Origin of the sequence: Microbacterium sp. 10M-3C3 (assembly GCF_003931875.1) — a bacterium.
Classification (GTDB): Bacteria; Actinomycetota; Actinomycetes; order Actinomycetales; family Microbacteriaceae; genus Microbacterium.
Map to the genome: position 1 here is coordinate 1949865 of NZ_CP034245.1, position 19864 is coordinate 1969728.

Annotated in this window: 23 protein-coding genes and 2 tRNA genes; 14 read left to right on the forward strand and 11 right to left on the reverse strand. The window is 72.1% G+C overall.

Annotated features, from left to right (window positions below):
* Positions 1–6 precede the first annotated feature (6 nt).
* Positions 7–1203 (reverse strand): ferrochelatase, encoded by a 1197-nt coding sequence (locus EI169_RS09355; RefSeq protein WP_125132082.1) that lies wholly within the window; start codon positions 1201–1203, stop codon positions 7–9.
* A 118-nt stretch (positions 1204–1321) separates the two neighbouring features.
* Here EI169_RS09355 and pepN point away from each other — a divergent pair, with 118 nt between their 5' ends.
* From pepN to EI169_RS09375, 4 genes are all read left to right on the forward strand, one after another.
* Positions 1322–3880 (forward strand): aminopeptidase N, encoded by a 2559-nt coding sequence (pepN, locus tag EI169_RS09360; RefSeq protein ID WP_125132083.1) that lies wholly within the window; start codon positions 1322–1324, stop codon positions 3878–3880.
* Positions 3881–4027: 147 nt separating this feature from the next.
* Complete coding sequence (locus EI169_RS09365) at positions 4028–5119, forward strand: mechanosensitive ion channel domain-containing protein (RefSeq protein ID WP_240640731.1); 1092 nt, start codon at positions 4028–4030, stop codon at positions 5117–5119.
* Positions 5116–5553, forward strand: coding sequence for a globin (locus tag EI169_RS09370; RefSeq protein WP_125132085.1), 438 nt, complete (start codon positions 5116–5118; stop codon positions 5551–5553). Before EI169_RS09365 ends, EI169_RS09370 begins: the two co-directional genes overlap by 4 nt.
* A gap of 25 nt (positions 5554–5578) precedes the next feature.
* Positions 5579–7243, forward strand: a complete 1665-nt coding sequence (locus EI169_RS09375) for an FAD-binding dehydrogenase (protein WP_125132086.1) — start codon at positions 5579–5581, stop codon at positions 7241–7243.
* Positions 7244–7253: 10 nt separating this feature from the next.
* Here EI169_RS09375 and EI169_RS09380 read toward each other — a convergent pair whose 3' ends face one another.
* Positions 7254–7928 (reverse strand): hypothetical protein, encoded by a 675-nt coding sequence (locus EI169_RS09380; protein WP_125132087.1) that lies wholly within the window; start codon positions 7926–7928, stop codon positions 7254–7256.
* Between the two features lie 47 nt (positions 7929–7975).
* On the opposite strand from EI169_RS09380, the gene EI169_RS09385 reads away from it, so the two are divergent.
* Positions 7976–8845 carry an acyl-CoA thioesterase II gene (locus EI169_RS09385; RefSeq protein WP_240640389.1) on the forward strand — a complete coding sequence of 290 codons (870 nt, stop codon included), beginning with the start codon at positions 7976–7978 and terminating at the stop codon, positions 8843–8845.
* A gap of 17 nt (positions 8846–8862) precedes the next feature.
* Here the strand turns inward: EI169_RS09385 and EI169_RS09390 are convergent, their stop codons facing one another.
* The 4 genes from EI169_RS09390 to EI169_RS16590 are packed head-to-tail and all read right to left on the reverse strand — an operon-like array spanning position 8863 to position 12119.
* Positions 8863–9360, reverse strand: a complete 498-nt coding sequence (locus EI169_RS09390; protein ID WP_125132088.1) for a thioesterase family protein — start codon at positions 9358–9360, stop codon at positions 8863–8865.
* Positions 9353–11032, reverse strand: a complete 1680-nt coding sequence (ettA, locus tag EI169_RS09395) for an energy-dependent translational throttle protein EttA (RefSeq protein ID WP_125132089.1) — start codon at positions 11030–11032, stop codon at positions 9353–9355. Before ettA ends, EI169_RS09390 begins: the two co-directional genes overlap by 8 nt.
* A 42-nt stretch (positions 11033–11074) precedes the next feature.
* Complete coding sequence (locus EI169_RS16695; RefSeq protein ID WP_205783771.1) at positions 11075–11575, reverse strand: hypothetical protein; 501 nt, start codon at positions 11573–11575, stop codon at positions 11075–11077.
* 22 nt (positions 11576–11597) lie between these two features.
* Positions 11598–12119 (reverse strand): single-stranded DNA-binding protein, encoded by a 522-nt coding sequence (locus tag EI169_RS16590; RefSeq protein WP_164515478.1) that lies wholly within the window; start codon positions 12117–12119, stop codon positions 11598–11600.
* 187 nt (positions 12120–12306) lie between these two features.
* On the opposite strand from EI169_RS16590, the gene EI169_RS09410 reads away from it, so the two are divergent.
* Positions 12307–12570, forward strand: a complete 264-nt coding sequence (locus EI169_RS09410; RefSeq protein WP_240640390.1) for a hypothetical protein — start codon at positions 12307–12309, stop codon at positions 12568–12570.
* A gap of 11 nt (positions 12571–12581) precedes the next feature.
* Here the strand turns inward: EI169_RS09410 and EI169_RS09415 are convergent, their stop codons facing one another.
* A complete protein-coding gene (locus EI169_RS09415; protein ID WP_125132091.1) occupies positions 12582–13997 on the reverse strand; it encodes a PLP-dependent aminotransferase family protein in 1416 nt (471 codons plus the stop codon).
* A 61-nt stretch (positions 13998–14058) separates the two neighbouring features.
* Between EI169_RS09415 and EI169_RS09420 the strand changes: the two genes are divergently transcribed.
* Entirely contained in the window at positions 14059–14679 is a 621-nt protein-coding gene (locus EI169_RS09420; RefSeq protein WP_205783772.1) for a hypothetical protein, read from the forward strand.
* Between the two features lie 8 nt (positions 14680–14687).
* Here the strand turns inward: EI169_RS09420 and EI169_RS09425 are convergent, their stop codons facing one another.
* Positions 14688–14897: a methyltransferase gene (locus tag EI169_RS09425; RefSeq protein WP_125132092.1), complete on the reverse strand. Its 210-nt coding sequence runs from the start codon at positions 14895–14897 to the stop codon at positions 14688–14690.
* Positions 14898–15006: 109 nt separating this feature from the next.
* On the opposite strand from EI169_RS09425, the gene EI169_RS09430 reads away from it, so the two are divergent.
* The 7 genes from EI169_RS09430 (at position 15007) to EI169_RS09460 (ending at position 17642) form a co-directional block, all read left to right on the forward strand.
* A tRNA-Arg gene (locus tag EI169_RS09430) sits at positions 15007–15079 on the forward strand.
* Positions 15080–15130: 51 nt separating this feature from the next.
* A complete protein-coding gene (orn, locus tag EI169_RS09435; RefSeq protein ID WP_125132093.1) occupies positions 15131–15757 on the forward strand; it encodes an oligoribonuclease in 627 nt (208 codons plus the stop codon).
* 37 nt (positions 15758–15794) lie between these two features.
* Positions 15795–15870, forward strand: a tRNA-His gene (locus EI169_RS09440).
* A 19-nt stretch (positions 15871–15889) separates the two neighbouring features.
* Positions 15890–16258, forward strand: a complete 369-nt coding sequence (locus tag EI169_RS09445; RefSeq protein ID WP_125132094.1) for a metallopeptidase family protein — start codon at positions 15890–15892, stop codon at positions 16256–16258.
* Positions 16259–16266: 8 nt separating this feature from the next.
* Positions 16267–16545: an ATP-dependent Clp protease adapter ClpS gene (gene clpS, locus EI169_RS09450; protein WP_125133411.1), complete on the forward strand. Its 279-nt coding sequence runs from the start codon at positions 16267–16269 to the stop codon at positions 16543–16545.
* The gene (locus EI169_RS09455; protein WP_240640391.1) at positions 16542–17048 is read left to right on the forward strand and encodes a DUF2017 family protein; all 507 of its coding nucleotides are present in this window, start codon (positions 16542–16544) and stop codon (positions 17046–17048) included. The genes clpS and EI169_RS09455 overlap by 4 nt, the downstream gene beginning before the upstream one ends.
* A gap of 48 nt (positions 17049–17096) precedes the next feature.
* Entirely contained in the window at positions 17097–17642 is a 546-nt protein-coding gene (locus EI169_RS09460; protein WP_125132095.1) for a YaeQ family protein, read from the forward strand.
* A 15-nt stretch (positions 17643–17657) separates the two neighbouring features.
* Here EI169_RS09460 and EI169_RS09465 read toward each other — a convergent pair whose 3' ends face one another.
* From EI169_RS09465 to EI169_RS09475, 3 genes are all read right to left on the reverse strand, one after another.
* Entirely contained in the window at positions 17658–18251 is a 594-nt protein-coding gene (locus tag EI169_RS09465) for a hypothetical protein (RefSeq protein WP_240640392.1), read from the reverse strand.
* The gene (locus EI169_RS09470; RefSeq protein ID WP_125132096.1) at positions 18226–18546 is read right to left on the reverse strand and encodes a hypothetical protein; all 321 of its coding nucleotides are present in this window, start codon (positions 18544–18546) and stop codon (positions 18226–18228) included. The genes EI169_RS09465 and EI169_RS09470 overlap by 26 nt, the downstream gene beginning before the upstream one ends.
* A 61-nt stretch (positions 18547–18607) precedes the next feature.
* Complete coding sequence (locus EI169_RS09475) at positions 18608–19864, reverse strand: DNA polymerase IV (RefSeq protein WP_125132097.1); 1257 nt, start codon at positions 19862–19864, stop codon at positions 18608–18610.

A 19864-nucleotide genomic window follows, 5' to 3' on the forward strand; every position in this document is an offset into this window, starting at 1 on the left:
CTCATCCTAGGGAGCGACCCCGGAGGCCGCGGGCTTGAAGCCGGCGCGCACGTTCTCGCAGCATCCCGGCCGGCACACGTCGAACCACGGACCGAGCGCCGTGCGGTGCGGGCGGTCCGCGGCGGGCACTCCGCGCAGCCGCTCCTCGATGAGGTCGACCAGGCCCGACACGTAGGCCGGGTCGACGCCGGGAGTCGGCGTGCGGACGGCCCGGATGCCGACCTCCTCCGCGGTCTCCATGGCCTCGGTGTCGAGATCCCACAGCACTTCCATGTGGTCGCTGACGAACCCGAGCGGGACGATCGCCACAGCGCGCACCCCTGCTTCGGCGAGGGAGCGGATCTCGTCGTTGACGTCGGGCTCGAGCCACGGCTGCGACGGCGGGCCGGAACGGGACTGATAGACCAGCGACCACGACACCTCCGGTGCCGCCTCCGCCATCACGACCTCCGCGACCGCGAGATGCTGCGCCTCGTACGCGCCGCCCGGACCGAAGTCGCGGTCACGCGGTCCCGACCGTTCGGCGTCGGCCGTGGGGATCGAGTGCGTCGAGAAGAGCACCCGGATGTCCGCGGGTGCGTAGCCGTCGGAGACGAGCTGCGCGATCGCGCCGCGCACGCCTTCGACGAAGGTCTCGACGAAGCCGGGGTGGTCGAAGAACTGCCGCACCTTGTCGATCGTCACGGTGCCCGCGAGGTCGGTCGCCGTGAGGACCCGGGCGAAGTCCTCGCGGTACTGCCGGCAGCTCGAGAAGGAGCTGTAGGCGCTCGTGGCGACCGCGAGGAGCGTGGTGTCGCCGGCGGCGGCGGCCTCCTGCACCGCGTCCTCGAGGTAGGGCGCCCAGTTGCGGTTGCCCCAGTAGACCGGCAGGTCGAGCCCGCGGCGGGCGATCTCCTTCTCCAGAGCCGCCTTCAGCGCACGGTTCTGCTCGTTGATGGGGCTCACGCCGCCGAAGTGGCGGTAGTGGTGGGCGACCTCTTCGAGGCGCTCGTCGGGGATGCCGCGGCCGCGCGTCACGTTGCGCAGGAACGGGATGACATCGTCCTGTCCCTCGGGCCCGCCGAAGCCGGCGAGCAGCACGGCGTCGTACGCGACGGGCTCCTCGACCCACGGACGGCCGGGCCGTGCGGCGGGGCTGGCGAAGGGGACGGGTTCGGCGGAGGGGGCGTTCTCTCGCGGGGCGTCGATCGTCACGTCACCCATTTTCACACCGCCGCGCTGTGGGGCGGCCGCGAGCGCGGGCGGCGCTAGGCTGTGACGGTTGCCGTCGGCGTCAGCAGTGCCGCGGCGTCCTCCGCCCTTCACCCCTGGGAGCTTGCACGTGCCTGGAGAGAACCTCACCCGCATCGAAGCGCAGCAGCGACGCGCCGTCATCGACCCGACCGCGGGCGGCGGCATCCACTACGAGGTGGAACTCGACCTCACGCGCGGCGCCGAGGTCTTCGGCTCCACCACGCGCGTGCGGTTCGCCGCGACGGAGGGCGCGGACTCGTTCATCGACCTGATCTCCGGCTACGTCCATTCGATCACGCTGAACGGCCGCGACGTACCCGTCTCGGCGCACCGCGACTCGCGGATCGAGCTCACCGGCCTGCAGGCGCAGAACGAGCTCGTCGTCGTGGCCGACTGCGCGTACACGAACACGGGCGAGGGCCTGCACCGCTTCGTCGACCCGGTCGACGGCGAGGTCTACCTCTACACCCAGTTCGAGGTGCCCGACTCGCGTCGGATGTTCACGGTGTTCGAACAGCCGGACCTCAAGGCGACGTTCCAGTTCACCGTCAGGGCGCCCGAGGAGTGGGCCGTCGTGTCCAACTCGCCGACGCCCGACCCCACGCGCCGCGGCGACGGCACCGCCACGTGGGCCTTCGAGCCCACTCCCCGCATCTCCTCGTACATCACCGCGCTCATCGCCGGCCCGTACGCGTCGACGTTCTCGGAGCTGACGAGCGCGTCCGGCCGCGTCATCCCGCTCGGCGTGTACGCGCGCAAGAGCCTGTGGCAGTACCTCGACGCCGACTACATCTTCGACAAGACACGCGAGGGCTTCGCGTACTACGAGGAGAAGTTCGACTACCCGTATCCGTTCGCCAAGTACGACCAGCTCTTCGTGCCTGAGTTCAACGCCGGGGCGATGGAGAACGCCGGAGCCGTCACCTTCACCGAGACCTACGTCTTCCGCAGCAAGGTCACGGATGCGGTGAAGGAACGCCGCGTCGTCACGATCCTGCACGAGCTTGCGCACATGTGGTTCGGCGACCTCGTGACCATGAAGTGGTGGAACGACCTGTGGCTGAACGAGTCGTTCGCCGAGTGGGCGTCGACCATCGCGACCGCGGAGGCCACCGAGTGGGACGCCGCGTGGACCACCTTCAACGCGATGGAGAAGACATGGGCGTACCGGCAGGACCAGCTGCCGTCGACGCACCCCGTCGTCGCGGAGATCAACGACCTCGAGGACGTCCAGGTCAACTTCGACGGCATCACCTACGCCAAGGGCGGATCGGTCCTCAAGCAGCTGGCCGCGTGGGTGGGCATCGAGCAGTTCTTCGCCGGCGTGGCCGCGTACTTCCAGAAGCACGAGTGGTCCAACACGGAGGTCGGTGACCTCCTCGCCGAGCTCGAGGCCACGAGCGGACGGGACCTCGGCGGCTGGGCCCGCAAGTGGCTCGAGACCGCGGGCGTCAACACGCTGTCGCCGCTGATCGAGGAGTCCTCCGACGGCACGATCTCGCGGTTCGCCATCGTGCAGACCGCACCGGCCGACTACCCGACCATCCGGCCGCATCGCCTGGGCGTCGGCTTCTACGCGCTGCAGGGCGGCGCCCTCGAGCGCGTGCACTACCTCGAGCTCGACGTCGACGGCGACCGCACCGACGTGCCCGAGCTCAAGGGCATGAAGCGCCCCGACCTCGTCCTGCTCAACGACAACGACCTCGCCTACGCGAAGATCCGGCTCGACGACCGGTCGCTGCGCACCGCGATCGCGCACCTGAAGGACATCTCCGACCCGCTCGCGCGCTCACTCGTGTGGGGTGCGGCGTGGGATCAGACCCGCGACGCGGAGTCCTCGGCGTCGGACTACGTCGAGCTGGTCCTGCAGAACATCGGCTCGGAGACCGAGTCGACCACGGTGCGCACGACCCTCGCGCAGCTGCAGCTCGCGGCCAACGCCTACGTCGCCCCCGACACGCGCGACACGACCCGCGCGCGCGTGGCCGACGGGCTGTGGGAGCTCGCGCAGGGCGCGGAGGCCGGCAGCGACTCGCAGCTGCAGTTCGTGACCAACTTCGCCTCGGCCGCGGCCACGCCGGAGCAATGGGAGCGCGTGCGCGCGCTCCGCGACGGCACGACGGCGCTCGAGGGCCTGGACATCGACACCGACCTGTCGTGGCAGCTCCTGGTCTCCCTCGCCGCCGGCGGCCTCGTCACGGCGAAGGACATCGAGGCCGCCCTCGCCGCGGACAACACCGCCAAGGGCGGCGAGTTCGCCGCCCAGGCGAAGGCGGCGCTCCCGGGTGCCGAGGCCAAGCTCGCCGCGTGGGACGGCCTCGTCGTCAAGGACGACGCGCCGAACACGATCGTGCGGGCGGCGGCGGCCGGCTTCGTCCACCCCGCGACCGTCGCCGACCTCACGGAGTTCGTCACGCCCTACTTCGACATGCTGCTGCCCGTCTGGGAGTCGCGCACGTACCAGATCGCGCAGTACCTCATCGTCGGGCTCTACCCCGCTCCGCTGGCGAACGCGGCGCTCCGCGACGCGACGCGCGCGTGGCTGGCCGCGCACACCGACGCCGCGCCCGCACTGCGCCGCCTGGTGCAGGAGAATCTCGCCGGCGTCGAGCGCGCCCTCGCCGTCCAGGAGCGCGACGCCGAGTAGCACCGGCCAACCTCCGCGCTCCCCGACGTCCAGCGTCCAGGGAGCGCGGAGGGCGGCGCCGATACGATGGTGACGATGAACGGATTCCCCAATCTCACGCAGCCGGAAGGCTGGCAGCAGGTCGGAGCCTGGTTCTGGGACGCGGGGATGAAGATCCTCGGCGCGCTCGCGATCGCGGTCGGTGCGATCGTGCTCGCCTGGGTCCTCCGCTTCGTCATCCGCCGCGTCGTGCAGCGCATCGTCAACGGCGCGAAGCGCCAGGCCAACGTCGACGACACCCAGGCCCTCGAGCGCTCGCCGCTCGCGGCGGTGCGCCTCGTCCAGCGCACGCGCACGCTCGGCTCGATCCTGCAGAACATCGTCAACGTCGCGATCGTCATCGTCGCGATCGTGCTGATCGTCGGCGTGCTCGCGCCCGACGTGCTCGGGTCGCTGACGCTGCTGACGGCGGCGATCGGCGCCGGCCTCGGCTTCGGCGCGCAGAACATCGTCAAGGACGTCCTCAACGGGCTGTTCATCGTGGCCGAGGACCAGATCGGTATCGGCGACGTCGTCGACCTCGGGCTCGCGACGGGCGTGGTCGAGTACGTGAGCGTCCGCGTCACCCACGTCCGGGATGTCAACGGCACGCTGTGGTACGTGCGCAACGGCGAAGTGCTGCGCATCGGCAACATGTCGCAGGGGTGGTCGCGCGTCATCATCGACCTCGCCGTCCCGGTCGACGCCGACATCGCCGAGGTCGAGAAGGCGATGCTCGATGCGGCGCAGTCGCTCGCGAAAGACCCGAAGTGGCGCACGCGCGTGATCGAGCAGCCCGAGGTGTGGGGCCTGGAGTCGGTCACCGGCGACGCGCTGGTCATCCGCCTCGTCATGAAGACCCGCGCGAACGCGAAGGACGACGTCGCGCGCGAGCTGCGGATGCGGCTGAAGAACGCGATCGACGGCCTCGGTCTGAAGCTGCCCCAGCTCAACTCGATCACGCTGTCGGGGCTCGAAGGGGCCGCGCGCGTGCGCGGTGCGAACCCGCCGAAGACGAAGCCCACACCCGTCGCCGCCCCCGAGCGGCCGGTGTGGAAGCCGCGACGCAAGCGCGACGCCCCTGCGGAGGACGCCGTCTCGACGGCCGCAGCTGCGGACGGACCGCGCACGCCGCCGGCCGCGCGGGCCCCGAAGCCCAAGGCCGCGAAGCCGAAGAACCCCCCGGCGCCACCCACCGACGACGCGGAGGTCGGCGCGTGACCACTCCCCTCAGCTTCTACGACGAGGTCGGCGGCGAGCCGACGTTCCGCCGCCTCGTGTCGGTGTTCTACCGCGAGGTCGCGGCCGACCCGGTGCTCAAGCCGATGTACCCCGAGGAGGACCTCGGCCCTGCCGAGGAGCGCCTCGCGCTCTTCCTCATGCAGTACTGGGGCGGCCCGACGACGTACAGCGAGCAGCGCGGGCATCCGCGTCTGCGGATGCGGCACATGCCGTTCCCCGTCGACGCCGACGCGCGCGACCGATGGCTGCGCTGCATGCGCACGGCCGTCGACGAGCTGCAGCTCCCCCCGCTGCACGAGGCGACGCTGTGGGACTACCTCTCGCGCGCCGCCTCTGCCATGGTCAACACGATGTCCGCGAGCCCGGCCGGCTCGCGCCCGCAGCTGCCGCTGCATCCCGACGCACCCCGCTGACGCGGTCGACGACGAAGGAGTCGCGATGAGCCGGACCACGATCGAGACCGACGTGCTCGTGATCGGGTGGGGCCTGGCCGGCCTCGTCGCCGCCCGCGAGGCACTCGCTGCGGGCCGGCGCGTGACGATCGTCGATCAGGAGCCGCGTGCGAACCTCGGGGGGCAGGCGTGGTGGTCGTTCGGCGGTCTGTTCTTCGTCGACTCGCCCGAGCAGCGGCGTCTCGGCATCACCGACTCCCTCGACCTCGCCCGGCAGGACTGGTTCGGCACCGCGGGATTCGACCGCGACGAGGACGCCTGGCCGCGGCGGTGGGCGGAGGCCTACCTCGACTTCGCCGCCGGCGAGAAGCGGGCCTGGCTGCGCGAGCTCGGCGTCAGCTTCTTCCCGATCGTGGGCTGGGCCGAGCGCGGCGGGTACACGGCCACGGGCCCCGGCAACTCCGTGCCGCGCTTCCACATCACGTGGGGCACCGGCCCCGGCATCGTCGCGCCGTTCGCGGGCGCCGTCGCCGAGGCCGAGCGTGAAGGCCGCGTGCGCATCCTCGAGCGCCATCGCGTGGAGCGGCTCGACACGGCCGACGGCGCGGTCGTCGGAGCCTCCGGCGCCGTCCTCGCGCCCAGCGGAGCGCCGCGCGGCGCCGCATCGTCCCGCGAGAGGGTGGACGACTTCGAGATCCGGGCCGCCGCGACCATCGTGTCCTCCGGCGGCATCGGCGGCGATCACGACCTCGTCCGCGCGAACTGGCCCGCCGCGCTCGGCACACCGCCCGACGACATGGTCGCCGGCGTCCCCGCGTACGTCGACGGCTCGATGCTGGCCCCGTCGGCCGCGGCGGGCGCACGCGTGATCAACATGGACCGCATGTGGCACTACGTCGAGGGCATCCGCAATTGGGACCCCGTGTGGGCCCACCACGGCATCCGGATCCTCCCCGGGCCGTCGTCGGTCTGGCTCGACGCAACCGGCGCGCGCCTGCCCGCTCCCCTGTTCCCCGGGTTCGACACGCTCGGCACGCTCCGCCACCTGCGCGCGACCGGACACGACCACTCGTGGTTCGTGCTGTCCTCGCGCATCGTCGAGAAGGAGTTCACGCTCTCCGGCAGTGAGCAGAACCCCGACCTCACCGGCAAGGACGTCGGACTCCTCGTCAGATCGCGCCTCGGGAAGGGCGCGGCCGGACCCGTGCAGGCCTTCCTCGACCACGGCGAGGACTTCGTCGTGCGCGACGACCTCGACGCGCTCCTGGCCGGGATGCGCGCGCTTCCCGGCGGCGAGGTGCTGGATATCGAGCGCGCACGCACCGAGCTCGTGGCCCGCGACCGGGAGATCCCCAACGACTTCACGAAGGACGCGCAGATCGCGATGCTGCGCTCGGCCCGCGCGTTCCGCGGCGACCGGCTGATCCGCACCGCGGCGCCGCACCGCATCCTCGAGCCCGCCGCGGGGCCTCTCATCGCCGTCCGACTGCATGTCCTGACCCGCAAGTCGCTCGGCGGTATCGAGACCGATCTGTCCGGCCGGGCGCTGGGCGCCGACGGGTCACCGGTAGCGGGGCTCTACGCCGCCGGCGAGGCCAGCGGCTTCGGCGGCGGCGGCGTGCACGGATACCGGGCGCTCGAGGGGACGTTCCTCGGCGGATGTCTGTTCTCCGGCCGCGCCGCGGGACGATCCGCCGCCTCCGCGGTCTGAGCCGGCGGCGTCAGGACGCCGGGCCGGTGCGCCGGACCGGCGTCAGACCCGCGCGGATCGTCGTGCGGCTGAGCACGTGACCGCGGGCGAGAGTCACGCGGGTCCACGGGCCGGCCGTGCGGACGACCGCCTCCTCCTCGCCCGAGACGAAACCGAGCGAGAAGGCCGCGAAGGCCACGCCGCGCGGCAGGCCGCCGAGCTCGTCGTCGGGCGCGCCCCAGACGTGGCCACGCACCGACCGGACGATCTCCTCCCCCGGAGACGGCGGCAGCGCCTCGGCCACCGCCGCGATGCCCCACTGCGCTCGGGCTGCCAGGACGGCTGCCGACAGGCGGGCCGACTCCGTCCACCCGCCGCGCGGGGGCGACACACCGGCCCACGCGGCCGTCACGGCGGTCGTCGGCAGCGCGACGGCCGTCGGATCGTCGAGCGCGGGCGTGAGCGCGTCGGCCGCCACCACGAGGTCGCACTCGAGCTCGGGGTCGACCGGCAGCACGCGGAGCCCGAGGACCGTCGGCAGCGGCTCGAGCAGGGTCTGCGGCGCGATCGGCGCCGCCGTGACGACCAGCACGCCGTCGCGCCCCTGCAGGCGGACGTTGCCGTCGCCGACCCGTGCGGCACGGGAGGCGAAGGTCAGGAGGTCGGCGGCGGCCTCGGCGTCGGGGAGAACGAGGCGGGCGGACACCCGCTCTAAACTAGCAAGCGGCGGACGGTCCGCCGTCGGGAGGGCTCGTGACGGACAACGCCGATCCGGTGGATGCACTGCTGAACGTGCTGGATCTGCGGGATGCCGGCGCCCGCACGAGCGAGGACATCTTCACCGCGGTGTCGCAGCCGATGCCCACGGGGCGCATCTACGGCGGCCAGGTGCTCGCGCAGGCTCTGATCGCGGCCTCGCGAACGATGCCCGACGACCGCCGGGCGCACTCGATGCACGGCTACTTCCTCCGGCCGGGCGACGCGTCCCAGCCCGTCACGTTCGGCGTCGACCGCATCCACGACGGTCGGTCCTTCTCCACGCGGCGCACCCAGGGCTACCAGTCCGGTGTGCCCATCTTCTCCGCCATCGCGTCGTTCCAGACCTCGGACCCGGGCCTGGACCACCAGGAGCCGATGCCCGATGTCGCCCCGCCCGGGGATCTCCCCGATCCCGCCGCCGGGCCGGCGGCGCAGCATCCGATGACGCGGCGGCTGCTCGCCGAGCGTCCCGTGGACATCCGCTGGGATCCGTCGCCGATCTACTTCGACGTCGAGCGGCCCGCACCGCGGCAGGCGGTGTGGATGCGCGCCCGCCGGCGGCTCCCCGACGACCCGCTCCTGCACCGCGCCGTGCTGGCCTACCTCAGCGACCTGACCATCCAGGAGTCGATCCTGCGCGCGCACGGCGTCGCGTGGTCGCGCCCGGGGCTGAAGGTCGCGAGCCTCGACCACGCGATGTGGTGGCACCGCGACGCCCGCGTGGACGACTGGCTGCTGTACGTGCAGGAGTCCCCGAGCGCCCGCGGCGGCCGCGGCCTGGCCACGGGGCGGATCTACACGCGCGAAGGCGTGCTCGCCGCCAGCGTCGCGCAGGAGATCACCGTCCGCGTGCCGCAGGACTGAGTCCGCTCGAGGGCGGATCAGGCCTGCGCCCGGCGGCGGTACTCGATCGGGTCGCCCAGGAACGGCTCCCACGCCGCGCGCTCCTCCGCGCTCCAGCGCATCGGGCGACCGGTCGCGGTGTCGACGATCACGACGACCGCCGTCGCACGAGCGTACAGGATCGGCGACGGATCGCCTGCCGGGCTGTAGACCTCGAAGCACACATCTGCGCTCGAGCCGCCCATGCGGCCGATCCACAGCTGCACGTCGAGCGGGCGCTGCGTGTACGGCACGGGGCGGTAGTACTCGATCTCCTGCCGCGCGATGAGCGTCGCCCGCGCCCCACCGTTCTCCAGGACGTCCATGTCGAACACGGCCGTCGGGGGTGCAGGATCTGCTCCGTCGCCTTTCCAGAACGCGCGCAGTCGCGCCTCTTCGAGGAGCTTCAGCATCGACGTGTTGTTCACGTGCCCGAGCGCGTCCAGGTCGCCCCAGCGCAGGTGGATGGGGACGTGGATGCGGAAGCCGTCAGTCACGCGTGAGCTTGCGGTACGTCGAGCGGTGCGGGTTCGCCGCATCCGGGCCCAGGCGCTCGATCTTGTTCGCCTCGTACGCCTCGAAGTTGCCCTCGAACCAGTGCCAGCGGTCGGGGTGCTCCTCGGTGCCCTCGTACGCGAGGATGTGCGTCGCGATGCGGTCGAGGAACCACCGGTCGTGCGTGATCACCACGGCGCAGCCGGGGAACTCCAGCAGCGCGTTCTCGAGCGACTGCAGCGTCTCGACGTCCAGGTCGTTCGTCGGCTCGTCGAGGAGGAGCAGGTTGCCGCCCTCCTTGAGGGTCAGCGCCAGGTTCAGGCGGTTGCGCTCACCGCCGGAGAGCACGCCGGCCTTCTTCTGCTGGTCGGGCCCCTTGAAGCCGAACTTCGACACGTAGGCGCGCGAGGGGATCTCCGTCTTGCCCACCGTGATGATGTCGAGTCCGTCCGAGACGACCTCCCACAGCGTCTTGCTCGGGTCGATGTTGGCGCGGCTCTGGTCAACGTAGCTGATCTTGACCGTCTCGCCGACCTTGAGGTCGCCGCCGTCGAGGGGCTCGAGACCGACGATCGTCTTGAACAGCGTCGTCTTCCCGACGCCGTTGGGGCCGATGACGCCCACGATGCCGTTCGGCGGGAGGCTGAAGCTCAGCCCGTCGATGAGCGAGCGGTCGCCGAAGCGCTTCTGCAGGTTCTTCGCCTCGATCACGATGCTGCCCAGGCGCGGCCCCGGCGGGATCTGGATCTCCTCGAAGTCGAGCTTGCGCGTGCGATCGGCCTCGGCCGCCATCTCCTCGTAGCGGGCGAGACGGGCCTTCGACTTCGCCTGACGGCCCTTGGCGTTGGAGCGGACCCACTCCAGCTCTTCCTTGAGGCGCTTGGCGAGCTTGGCGTCCTTCTTGCCCTGGACGTCGAGGCGCTCGGCCTTCTTCTCCAGGTACGTCGAGTAGTTGCCCTCGTAGCCGATGAGCCGGCCGCGGTCGACCTCGGCGATCCACTCCGCGACGTTGTCGAGGAAGTACCGGTCGTGCGTGATGGCGATGACGGCGCCGGGGTACTTCTGCAGGTGCTGCTCCAGCCACAGCACGCTCTCGGCGTCGAGGTGGTTCGTGGGCTCGTCGAGGAGCAGGAGGTCAGGCTTCTGCAGGAGGAGCTTCGTCAGCGCCACCCGGCGCTTCTCACCGCCCGAGAGCGGAGCGATCGCGGCGTCACCCGGGGGCGTGCGGAGCGCATCCATCGCCTGCTCCAGCTGGGAGTCGAGGTCCCACGCGTCGGCGGCGTCGATCTCCTCCTGAAGGGTGCCCATCTCGGCCAGAAGCGCGTCGAAGTCGGCGTCGGGGTCGGCCATGAGAGCCGAGATCTCGTTGAACCGGTCGAGCTTCGCCTTGATCGCGATGCCGTCCTGGATGTTCTCGAGCACCGTCTTGGACTCGTCGAGCTCGGGCTCCTGCATGAGGATCCCGACCGAGAACCCCGGGCTGAGCTTCGCCTCGCCGTTGGAAGGCGTGTCCAGGCCCGCCATGATCTTCAGGATCGTGGACTTTCCCGCGCCGTTCGGACCGACCATGCCGATCTTCGCGCCGGGGAGGAACGCCATCGTGACGTCGTCGAGGATCAGCTTGTCGCCCACGGCCTTGCGGGCGCGCACCATCGAATAGATGTATTCAGCCATAACCGGTCCAGTCTACGGGGCCGCGCGGACGCGGCCGCCGCGTCACCAGTCGATCGGCCGGGTCGTGCCGATGAGGCACGTGCCGTCGTCGAGGCCCGGCAGGACGGTCGTGACCGGGTTCCCCGTCGCCGGCCCGACCTGACCGACGAGGCACTCGTTCCCCCATCGCACCGAGAACTGGATGCTCTCGGCGGGGTTGCCGACCGTCGACTCGTCGGCGGTGACCTGCATCGCGGCCTTGTCGAACCCTCCGGCGACGAGCGCGTCGACGTACGCGCGTCCGCGCACCTGATCGGGGGTCGCCCACACCGCCTGCACGATCTGCGTGAAGTACGGCAGGTTGTCGCTCGCCGAGCCCTCGGGGACGAGGGCCGGTCCGGTGGGAGTGGGAGTCGGCGTCGCGGACGGCGCCTGCACGGTCGCCGCGACGGTCGGGCTCGGGGACGGTTCCGGCTGCGGCGGCGTGCAGCCGGCGGTGACGAGCACCGACGCGCTCACAAGCGAGATCACGGCGAGACGGCGGAGCGCGTGCGTTCGGGCCACACCGCGAGTCTACGGTCGGCGCTCAGAACGGCGTGTCGGCGTCGGCAGCCGCCGCCGCACCGACGAGCTCGTCGGTGGCCGGGATCGCCCACCCGTCCGCGTCCCGTGCGCCCGCCGGGGGCGCGGATGCGGCGGCGGGAGAGCCGTCGGACTCCGCGGCCTCGCGCGGCGCCGCCGCGCCGTCACGGCGGGCGGTCCGGGTGAACACCGTCGTGCCGAAGAGCAGGTCGTGCCCGATCGCGTCGGCCTCGATGTCGGCCGACGTGCCCGAGCGGGTGCCGTTCTCCCACGCGCGCAGATGCATGCGACCGACGACGATGACGCGATCGCCCTGGTGGAGGGAGGCGAGCGCGTGCTCGCCGAGACCCCGGAAGGCGGAGACCTGATACCAGTTCGTGTACTGGTCGATCCATCCGCCGGTGTTCTTGTCGAAGCGACGATGTGCGGCGGCGAGGCGGAACGAGGTGACCGTCGCGCCGCCGGGCAGCGTGCGCTGCTCGGGGACGGTGGCGACGTTCCCGGTGATGGTGAGGATCTCGGTCATGGCGGCTTCCCTTCGGTGGATGCTCCGGCGACCGCGTGCCCGTCGATCGCCGGAGTGCTCCCCACCCTCGCCTCCGACCGTGGCGGGCCGAGCACCGCGCCCCCGGATTGGGGAGACCACGCGCCGGCCGGCGGCTGGGGACGGGAGGTCGACGGCGATGTCGGAGCCCCCGCATATCGTGACGGACATGACGATCCTCACCGCGCCGCACCCGGACTCCGCGCCGCAGCCGACCGCGCCCGCGTGGGCGTCGCTGCAGCGGGTCGGCCACGGGCGGTGGCGTGTCAGCGACCGTGGCCGGCGCATCGTCGGGCACGTGCGCGCGGTCCACGTCGACGGCGGCTGGCGGTTCGTGGCGGAGCGCTTCAACAGCGCGACGCGGGCGTTCCGCGAGATCGGCCGCTTCTGGTCGCCCGACGAAGCGCTCGAGTGCCTCCGGTGCTCGGTCTGAGACGGAGGAGGTCAGACGACGGCTTCGAGGCGCTCGAATCGGCCGTCGCCGCCGGTGCTCGCGGCGACCGACCAGCTCTCGGCGAGGATCGCCGCGGCGCGCTCGAGGTCGTCGACGGGCGCGGTGAACGGCACGCGCAGATGGCGGTCATGTCCCCCCTCGACGGCGAAGCGGGCACCCGCGGACAGATACAGGCCACGCGCGCGCGCCGCCATGACGAGCGGGGCGCTCAGCGGCGCATCCAGTCCCACCCACAGCGACACGCCGCCCGCGACCTCGGGCACCCGCCACGCGGGGAGGGCCGCGCGCAGGGCCGCCGTGAGCGCGTCACGGCCGGCGCGCAGGTGGGCCGAGCGCTGGGCCACGATCTCCGTCATGCGGGCCAGAAGCTCCACGGCCACGGCCTGCTCGAACTCCGGCGTGCCCAGGTCGTGCACCGGCCGCGCCGCAGCGAGGCGCGCGATCGTCTCCTCGGGCGCCCGTATCCAGCCCACCCGGAGTCCGCCCCACACGGTCTTGCCGAGCGACCCGATGCGGATCACGCCGGGCACCGCAGCGAACGGGTCGGCGGGCGGGCCGTCGATCGCGAGCTCGGCGGTCGTCTCATCGGCGATGAGGATCGTCCCCGCGCGGTCGGCCGCGCGCGCGATCGCCTCGGCCTCGACAGGCGTCATCGTCCGGCCGGTCGGGTTCTGGAAGGTCGGCATGAGGTAGGCGAGGGTCGGCAGCGTCCGCGCGAACGCCTGCTCGGCGCGATCGAGGTCCCAGCCGTCGCGGGTGGTCACCGGCACAGACACGAGCCGCCCGCCGGCACGCCGGAACGCGTCGGCCGCGTGCGGGTACGTCGGAGTCTCCAGCAGCACGCGGTCGGCGCGCGCGGTGAGCACCGCGGCGAGCAGGTGGATCGCGCTCTGGGCGCCGGGCGTGACGAGCACCTCCTCGGCCCGCGTGGGCAGGCCCCGCTCGCGATAGCGCCGGGCCACGGCCTCCCGCAGCTCCCGCTGCCCGACGACGTCGTAGCCGGCACGCGCCACGAGGGTCGTCGCCCGCGCGGCGACCTCGGCGAAGACGCCCGCCAGTCCCGGCCACGCCGGCGGCGAGGCCTGCTGCAGATCTATCGCGTCGGCCTGGCCGGGCCGGATCCCGGGGTCGCGGCGGGCGAGCGGCAGCGTCACGCTCCCCGAGCCGCGGATGCTGCGGATGTGCGCGGTGTCGCGCAGGCTCGCATAGGCCGCGGCGACGGTCGTTCGGCTGAGTCCGAGCGCGGCGGCGAGCTCGCGCTCGGCGGGCAGGGCGGTGTGCGGAACGAGCCGGTTGTCGAGGCACAGGAGGCGGATCGCGTCCGCGAGCGCCTCATAGACCGGGCCGCTGCCGCGCCACCCTCCGAGCGCCGCCGCGAGAGACCGCGCGCTGATCCGCGAATCCATGAGGCCACTGTACGCGGATTGGCATCTGGCGTACCAGCCAATTGTGGGATGTTATCGACGTATGACCCGGCGAGTGATCCAGTTGATCGTGGGATTGGCTTTCTATGGCGTGGGTGCCGGCCTCACCCTCCGCGCCGGCCTCGGCGTGGACCCCTGGACCGTGCTGGCCGAGGGCATCGGCCTGCGCACGGGCATCGGCGTCGGCTGGGTCACGAACCTCCTGGGTGCCGCCGTGCTGCTCGCGTGGATCCCGTTGCGCCAGCACCCGGGTGTGGGCACGGTCGCCAACATCGCCGTCGTCGGAACGAGCATGCAGGCGACCATCAGCCTCGTTTCGGCACCCGTGCAGCTGTGGTCGCAGCTCGTCATGCTGCTCGTGGGCGTGCTCGTCGTCGCCATCTCCTCCGGCCTGTACATCGGCGCCCACTTCGGCCCCGGGCCGCGCGACGGCCTCATGACCGGCCTGCACGCGCGCACCGGCGCGCCGATCTGGCTGTGCCGGCTCGTCGTGGAGGGCACCGTGCTCGTGCTCGGCTGGACGCTCGGCGGCACGGTCGGCCTCGGCACCGTGCTGTTCGCGCTGTGCATCGGGCCGCTCGTGCACGTCACCCTGCCGCTGTTCGACCTCCCGCAGCGGGGAGATGCCGCGATCCTCGTGAGCGGGCGGCCCGCGCTGCACTGACGGCAGGATCAGTGCTCGCGGTACTCCGGAGCGTCCGCGCCCGGCTTCAGGTGCGTCTGCAGCGCGCGCTTGGCGATGTCCATCGTGGGGTAGGTGCCCAGCGGCTGGTCCGCCCCCGCCATCTGCACCGTGTACGCGTCGGCGTCCTTCTGGATCTTGCCGACGGCACCCGCCGGTCCGTACGCCACCCACAGTCGCCGGGTCGTGGTCTCGGTCATCATCGACTCCTTCCGCGATGACCCCGACGCTACGCCGCGTCGCGCGGTTCGGCCAGTGGCGCGCCGCCGGTCGCATCCGCGCAGGCGGCTCGGTACTGTGGATGGTCGACCCCCAGTAGCTCAGTGGATAGAGCAGCGGCCTTCTAATCCGCCGGTCACACGTTCGAATCGTGTCTGGGGGGCCGAGAACCCCTCCCGCCGGGCGGGCGCGACGCGTCGATAGGATGAGCGGCATGGTGGGTGCTTCCGCGAACGACCGTCTGGTCTGGATCGACTGCGAAATGACCGGACTGGATCTGGCGGTCGACGAGCTCGTGGAGATCGCCGTCGTGGTCACCGACTTCGACCTGCAGGTGCTCGACCCCGGTTTCCAGATCGTCATCAAGCCCGACGACTCGGCGCTCGCGAACATGAGCGAGTTCGTCACCGAGATGCACCGCAGCTCGGGCCTGCTCGAGGAGATCCCTCACGGGGTGAGCGTCGCCGACGCGGAGTTCCAGGCGCTCGAGTACATCCAGCGCTTCGCCCCCGCCGAGGGCAAGGCGCCGCTGGCGGGCAACACGATCGGCACCGACCGCACGTTCCTCGCGAAGTACATGCCCCGTGTCGACCGGTGGCTCCACTATCGCAACGTCGACGTGTCGAGCATCAAGGAGCTCTCCCGGCGCTGGTACCCGCGCGCCTACATCCACGCCCCGGCGAAGAACGGCGGTCACCGCGCCCTCGCCGACATCCACGAATCCATCCGCGAGCTCGCGTACTACCGCACCGCGGTGTTCGTGCCCGAGCCCGGGCCGACGAGCGACGGTGCGCGGGCGGCGGCGAGCAGCGCCGTGTCGTCGTACCCCTTCGCGGTGTGAGAGAATCTTCTGGTTGTCCTGCTCCGCCGGACACATGGTGGGTATAGCTCAGTTGGTAGAGCACCTGGTTGTGGTCCAGGGGGTCGCGGGTTCAAGTCCCGTTACTCACCCCAATTCGTTGTGCGCTCCGTCATGACCGATCCCTCGTTCCCCGACATCGACGCCGCCGGGTTCGAACGGCTCGTCGTCGACGAGCTGGATCGCCTCCCCGACGACATGGTCGAAGGCCTCGACAATGTCGTGTTCGTCGTCGAGGACCGGCCGGAGGACGGCAGCCTCGACCTGCTCGGCCTCTACGACGGCTGGGCGCTCACCGAGCGCGAGCGCTACGGCAGCGCCGCCGAGCTGCCCGACCGCATCATCCTGTACCGCGAGCCGCACCTGGCGGCGTGCGACGACCTGGCGCAGCTGCGCGAGGAGATCCACACCACGCTCGTGCACGAAATCGCCCATTTCTACGGCATCGACGACGAGCGTCTGCACGAGCTGGGGTGGGCGTGAACGACACCCTGACGCGGGAGGAGCAGGATCTCGCCTCGGATGCGGCGGTCGCGGGGCCGTGGCAGACCGTGGTGTGGGACGACCCCGTCAACCTCATGAGCTACGTCGTGCACGTGTTCCGGACGTACTTCGGCTTTCCGGAGCCGCACGCACGGCGGCTGATGCTCGCCGTGCACCATGAGGGGCACGCCGTCGTCGCCGAGGGGGCGCGCGAGCAGATGGAGCTCCACGCCCACGCCCTGCAGGACTACGGGCTGTGGGCGACCGTCCGGAAGGCACCCGAATGAGCGACGACGCCCCCGTCCTGGTGATGGAGATCACCGTCATCGAGGCCGCTCATCTCCGCGGTCTCGCGGCGCAGTTCGTGGAGCTCCTCGAGGGCTCGGATGCAGCCTCCGCCAGCGACCCGGCCGTGCGGCGCCTCGTGCCCGACGCGTATCCGGGCGACGACGCCGCATCCGCGGAGTTCCGCCGGCTCACCGGCGACAATCTGCTGCGCCGCCGCGCCGCGGAGGCGCGCGCGATGATGGCGACGCTCGACCGGACGGGCGCGCTGCCCCAGGCGCCCGACATCGACGACGCCGTCGGCCTCGCGGTGCGGACGGTGTCGCTGACCGCGGATGAGGCGGCCTCGTGGGTGCGCACGCTCGCGGCCGTCCGTCTCGTCATGGCCTCGCGCCTCGGGATCGACCGCGAGGACGACCACTCCCCCGACGACCCGCGGTTCCTGCTGTACGACTGGATCGGCGGCCGCCTCGACGGCATGGTGGCCGCGCTCGACCGCGGCTGACGCCGTCGCGTCGAGGCCGTACGCCGCGCCGGGCTAGGCTCGGAGACCATGGCGATCGGTGCGACGATGATGACCTTCGACGTGCAGATCGCGGACGTCGATCGCGGCGTGTACGAGGACATGACGGTGCGGCTCGCGCGTCACCCCTCCGAGACCGACGCGTTCCTCGTGACCCGTTTGCTCGCGTACTGCCTCGAGTACGACGAGGGCATCGTGTTCAGCGAGGGGATTTCGGCGACCGACGAGCCGGCTGTGCTCGTCCGGGATGCCACCGGACGCGTCACGGCGTGGATCGAGGTGGGCGCGCCCGACGCCGAGCGCCTCCACTACGGCAGCCGCCTGGCCGACCGCACCCGCGGGTGGACCCACCGCGACCCCGACAAGCTCGTCGCGGGGTGGGCGGGGCGCCGCATCCACGACGCCGAGCACATCGCCGTGCACTCCTTCGACGCGGGATTCGTGGATGCGGCGGCCGCGGCGGTGGAGCGCCGCAACCGCCTGACCGTGTCGCGCATCGAGGACCGGCTCTACGTCGATGTCAACGGCACGGCGCTCGAGACCGACGTGCACACCCGCACGCTCGACGCGCGCTGAGGCATCCGCGCGACGTCAGGGGACGGCGAGCACGAGCGACGCGCGGGATGCGGGGTCGTCATCCCGGACGTGGGCGTCCTCCTGCCGGGCCCATTCGTCCCAGTGCGGGCGGTACGTCTCGCCGTCGCGGGCGAGCGCTCGTCGCTTGCGCGTCGCCGCCGGCGCCTCGAGCCACACGCGCACGTCGCCGAGCGGCGCGGTGCGGGCGGTGAGGAGTCCCGCGCCCTCGACGATGAGCGGAAGTGAGGGGTCGACGGCGTGCGCCTCGGCGCGCTCCCCCGCCTGCCAGTCCCACCGCTGCCACACGCCGATGAGGCCGCGCGCGTGCGGCACCAGCACGGTCTGCCGCGCGTACTCGACACCCTCGACGAGCCCGCCCCAGCCGGGGTACAGCGCATCCAGGGCGACGAGCTGCACGCGCCCGCGCTGCGGCCACCGCGCGACGACGCGCTGCGCGAGCGAGGTCTTCCCGGCGCCGCTGCGGCCGTCGACGAGCACGACCGGGTTGCTCGCCGCGACACCGCGCACGGCCTCGATCACCGCCGCGACGGCGGCGTCCAGCGCGCGGGCGAAGGGGTCGGCGCTACTTCCTGAGGGCGCGGATGACACGGCTGAGCGCGCGGCCGGCGACCCACACGAAGGGGATCGCGATCGCGAGGAACGACACGACGTTCGGCTCGAAGCGCAGGTCGTCGCCGCGCCGGATGTAGGCGCCGAGCGGCACCGTGTACCCGCCGCCGCCCCCGCCGCCGTTGCCGGACTCGTCCGAGCCGCCCCCGTAGCCGCTCCACGTGAGGGCGACGGGCACGAACCGCACGCCGTCGACGTCCTGCTGCTCTCCGTAGGCGCTCGAGACGCCGAACTGCGCGGCCTGCTTGCCGAGATCCAAGGCGATGTTGGGCATACGCTCACCGTACCGCCACACCGCCCGCTCGCCAGGGTGTCGACAGGGCGGGATCGATGGGCTAGCCGTCGTGGGAGGGCAGCGGATGCGACGGCAGCACGCCGTCGTCCCGTCGCGGCCCCAGGAGCGCCGCGCGGGTGACGGCGCCGCGGCCGAAGCGCTCGGCGGCGCCGTCGAGCGCGTCCTCGGCGGCGCGCCACTCCTCGTCGTCGTCCCACAGGCCGAGCGCCCCCGTGGCCGCGCGCAGCCGTTCGCCGCGGACGCCCACGAGCCGCACGGGGAGCGACCGCTCGATCGTGTCGAACATCTCGATCGCGGCCTCGCCGATCCGCTGCCCGACGGCGGTCGGCTCGGGGAGGGTGCGGGAGCGGCTGAGGGTCGTGAAGTCCGACAGCCGCACCTTGATGGCGATCGTCGCCGCCTCCACGCCGTGCCGGCGCATGCGCGAGGCGACGCGGTCGGCGAGGCGGCGCAGCTCGACGTGCAGCACGCGCACGTCGCCGATGTCGTGGCTGAAGGTCTCCTCGTGCCCGATGCTCTTCTCGACGCGCTCGGTGTGGACGACCCGCGGGTCGATGCCGCGGGACAGCTGCCAGATGCGCTCGCCCATCGCGGCACCGAGCGCGCGGTCCAGGAGCGTGCGCGGCGTGGCGAGGATGTCGGCGACCGTGCGGATGCCGCGGGACTCGAGAGCCTCGGCCGCCTTCGGCCCGACGCCCCACAGCGCGCGCACCGAGCGCGCGGCGAGGAACTCCTGCGTGCGCGTCTCCGGCACGATGAGCAGCCCGTCGGGCTTGCTGATCGTGGAGGCCATCTTCGCGACGTGCTTGGTCGCCGCGACCCCGATGCTGCACGTGAGCCCCGTCTCCTCGAGCACGCGCCGGCGCAGCATCCGCGCGATCGTGCCGGGACTCCCCCACAGTCGCCGGGCGCCGCGCACGTCGAGGAAGGCCTCGTCGATCGAGAGGGGCTCGACGAGCGGCGTGACGTCGCCGAAGATCGCCATGACGCGCTGCGACAGCTCGACGTACCGGTCGAGGTGCGGCCGCACGACCGTCGCGGTCGGGCACAGCCGCAGCGCATGGGCGACGGGCATCGCCGAGCGCACGCCGAACCGGCGGGCCTCGTACGACGCGCTGGAGACGACGCCGCGCCCCTCGGCCGCGCCGACGATGATCGGCTTGCCCTTCAGCGACGGGTCGTCGAGCACCTCGACCGACGCGTAGAACGCATCCATGTCGACGTGGAGGATCCCCGTGCCGGTGTCGTCGGCGTCGGGCGGCGAGATCAGTCTCCCCGTGCCGTCGCCGCGTCCCAT

Excerpts from the sequence above, each read along its gene's own strand:
- ettA (WP_125132089.1), bottom strand. The coding sequence starts at position 11,032 with ATGGCTGAATACATCTATTCGATGGTGCGCGCCCGCAAGGCCGTGGGC.
- EI169_RS09425 (WP_125132092.1), bottom strand. The coding sequence starts at position 14,897 with ATGACCGAGACCACGACCCGGCGACTGTGGGTGGCGTACGGACCGGCG.
- EI169_RS09455 (WP_240640391.1), top strand. The coding sequence starts at position 16,542 with ATGAGCGACGACGCCCCCGTCCTGGTGATGGAGATCACCGTCATCGAG.
- EI169_RS09445 (WP_125132094.1), top strand. The coding sequence starts at position 15,890 with ATGACCGATCCCTCGTTCCCCGACATCGACGCCGCCGGGTTCGAACGG.
- EI169_RS09375 (WP_125132086.1), top strand. The coding sequence starts at position 5,579 with ATGAGCCGGACCACGATCGAGACCGACGTGCTCGTGATCGGGTGGGGC.
- EI169_RS09420 (WP_205783772.1), top strand. The coding sequence starts at position 14,059 with ATGACCCGGCGAGTGATCCAGTTGATCGTGGGATTGGCTTTCTATGGC.
- EI169_RS09365 (WP_240640731.1), top strand. The coding sequence starts at position 4,028 with ATGAAGATCCTCGGCGCGCTCGCGATCGCGGTCGGTGCGATCGTGCTC.
- EI169_RS09415 (WP_125132091.1), bottom strand. The coding sequence starts at position 13,997 with ATGGATTCGCGGATCAGCGCGCGGTCTCTCGCGGCGGCGCTCGGAGGG.
- EI169_RS09475 (WP_125132097.1), bottom strand. The coding sequence starts at position 19,864 with ATGGGACGCGGCGACGGCACGGGGAGACTGATCTCGCCGCCCGACGCC.
- orn (WP_125132093.1), top strand. The coding sequence starts at position 15,131 with ATGGTGGGTGCTTCCGCGAACGACCGTCTGGTCTGGATCGACTGCGAA.
- EI169_RS09410 (WP_240640390.1), top strand. The coding sequence starts at position 12,307 with ATGACGATCCTCACCGCGCCGCACCCGGACTCCGCGCCGCAGCCGACC.
- EI169_RS09470 (WP_125132096.1), bottom strand. The coding sequence starts at position 18,546 with ATGCCCAACATCGCCTTGGATCTCGGCAAGCAGGCCGCGCAGTTCGGC.
- EI169_RS16590 (WP_164515478.1), bottom strand. The coding sequence starts at position 12,119 with ATGACCGAGATCCTCACCATCACCGGGAACGTCGCCACCGTCCCCGAG.
- EI169_RS09460 (WP_125132095.1), top strand. The coding sequence starts at position 17,097 with ATGGCGATCGGTGCGACGATGATGACCTTCGACGTGCAGATCGCGGAC.
- EI169_RS09355 (WP_125132082.1), bottom strand. The coding sequence starts at position 1,203 with ATGGGTGACGTGACGATCGACGCCCCGCGAGAGAACGCCCCCTCCGCC.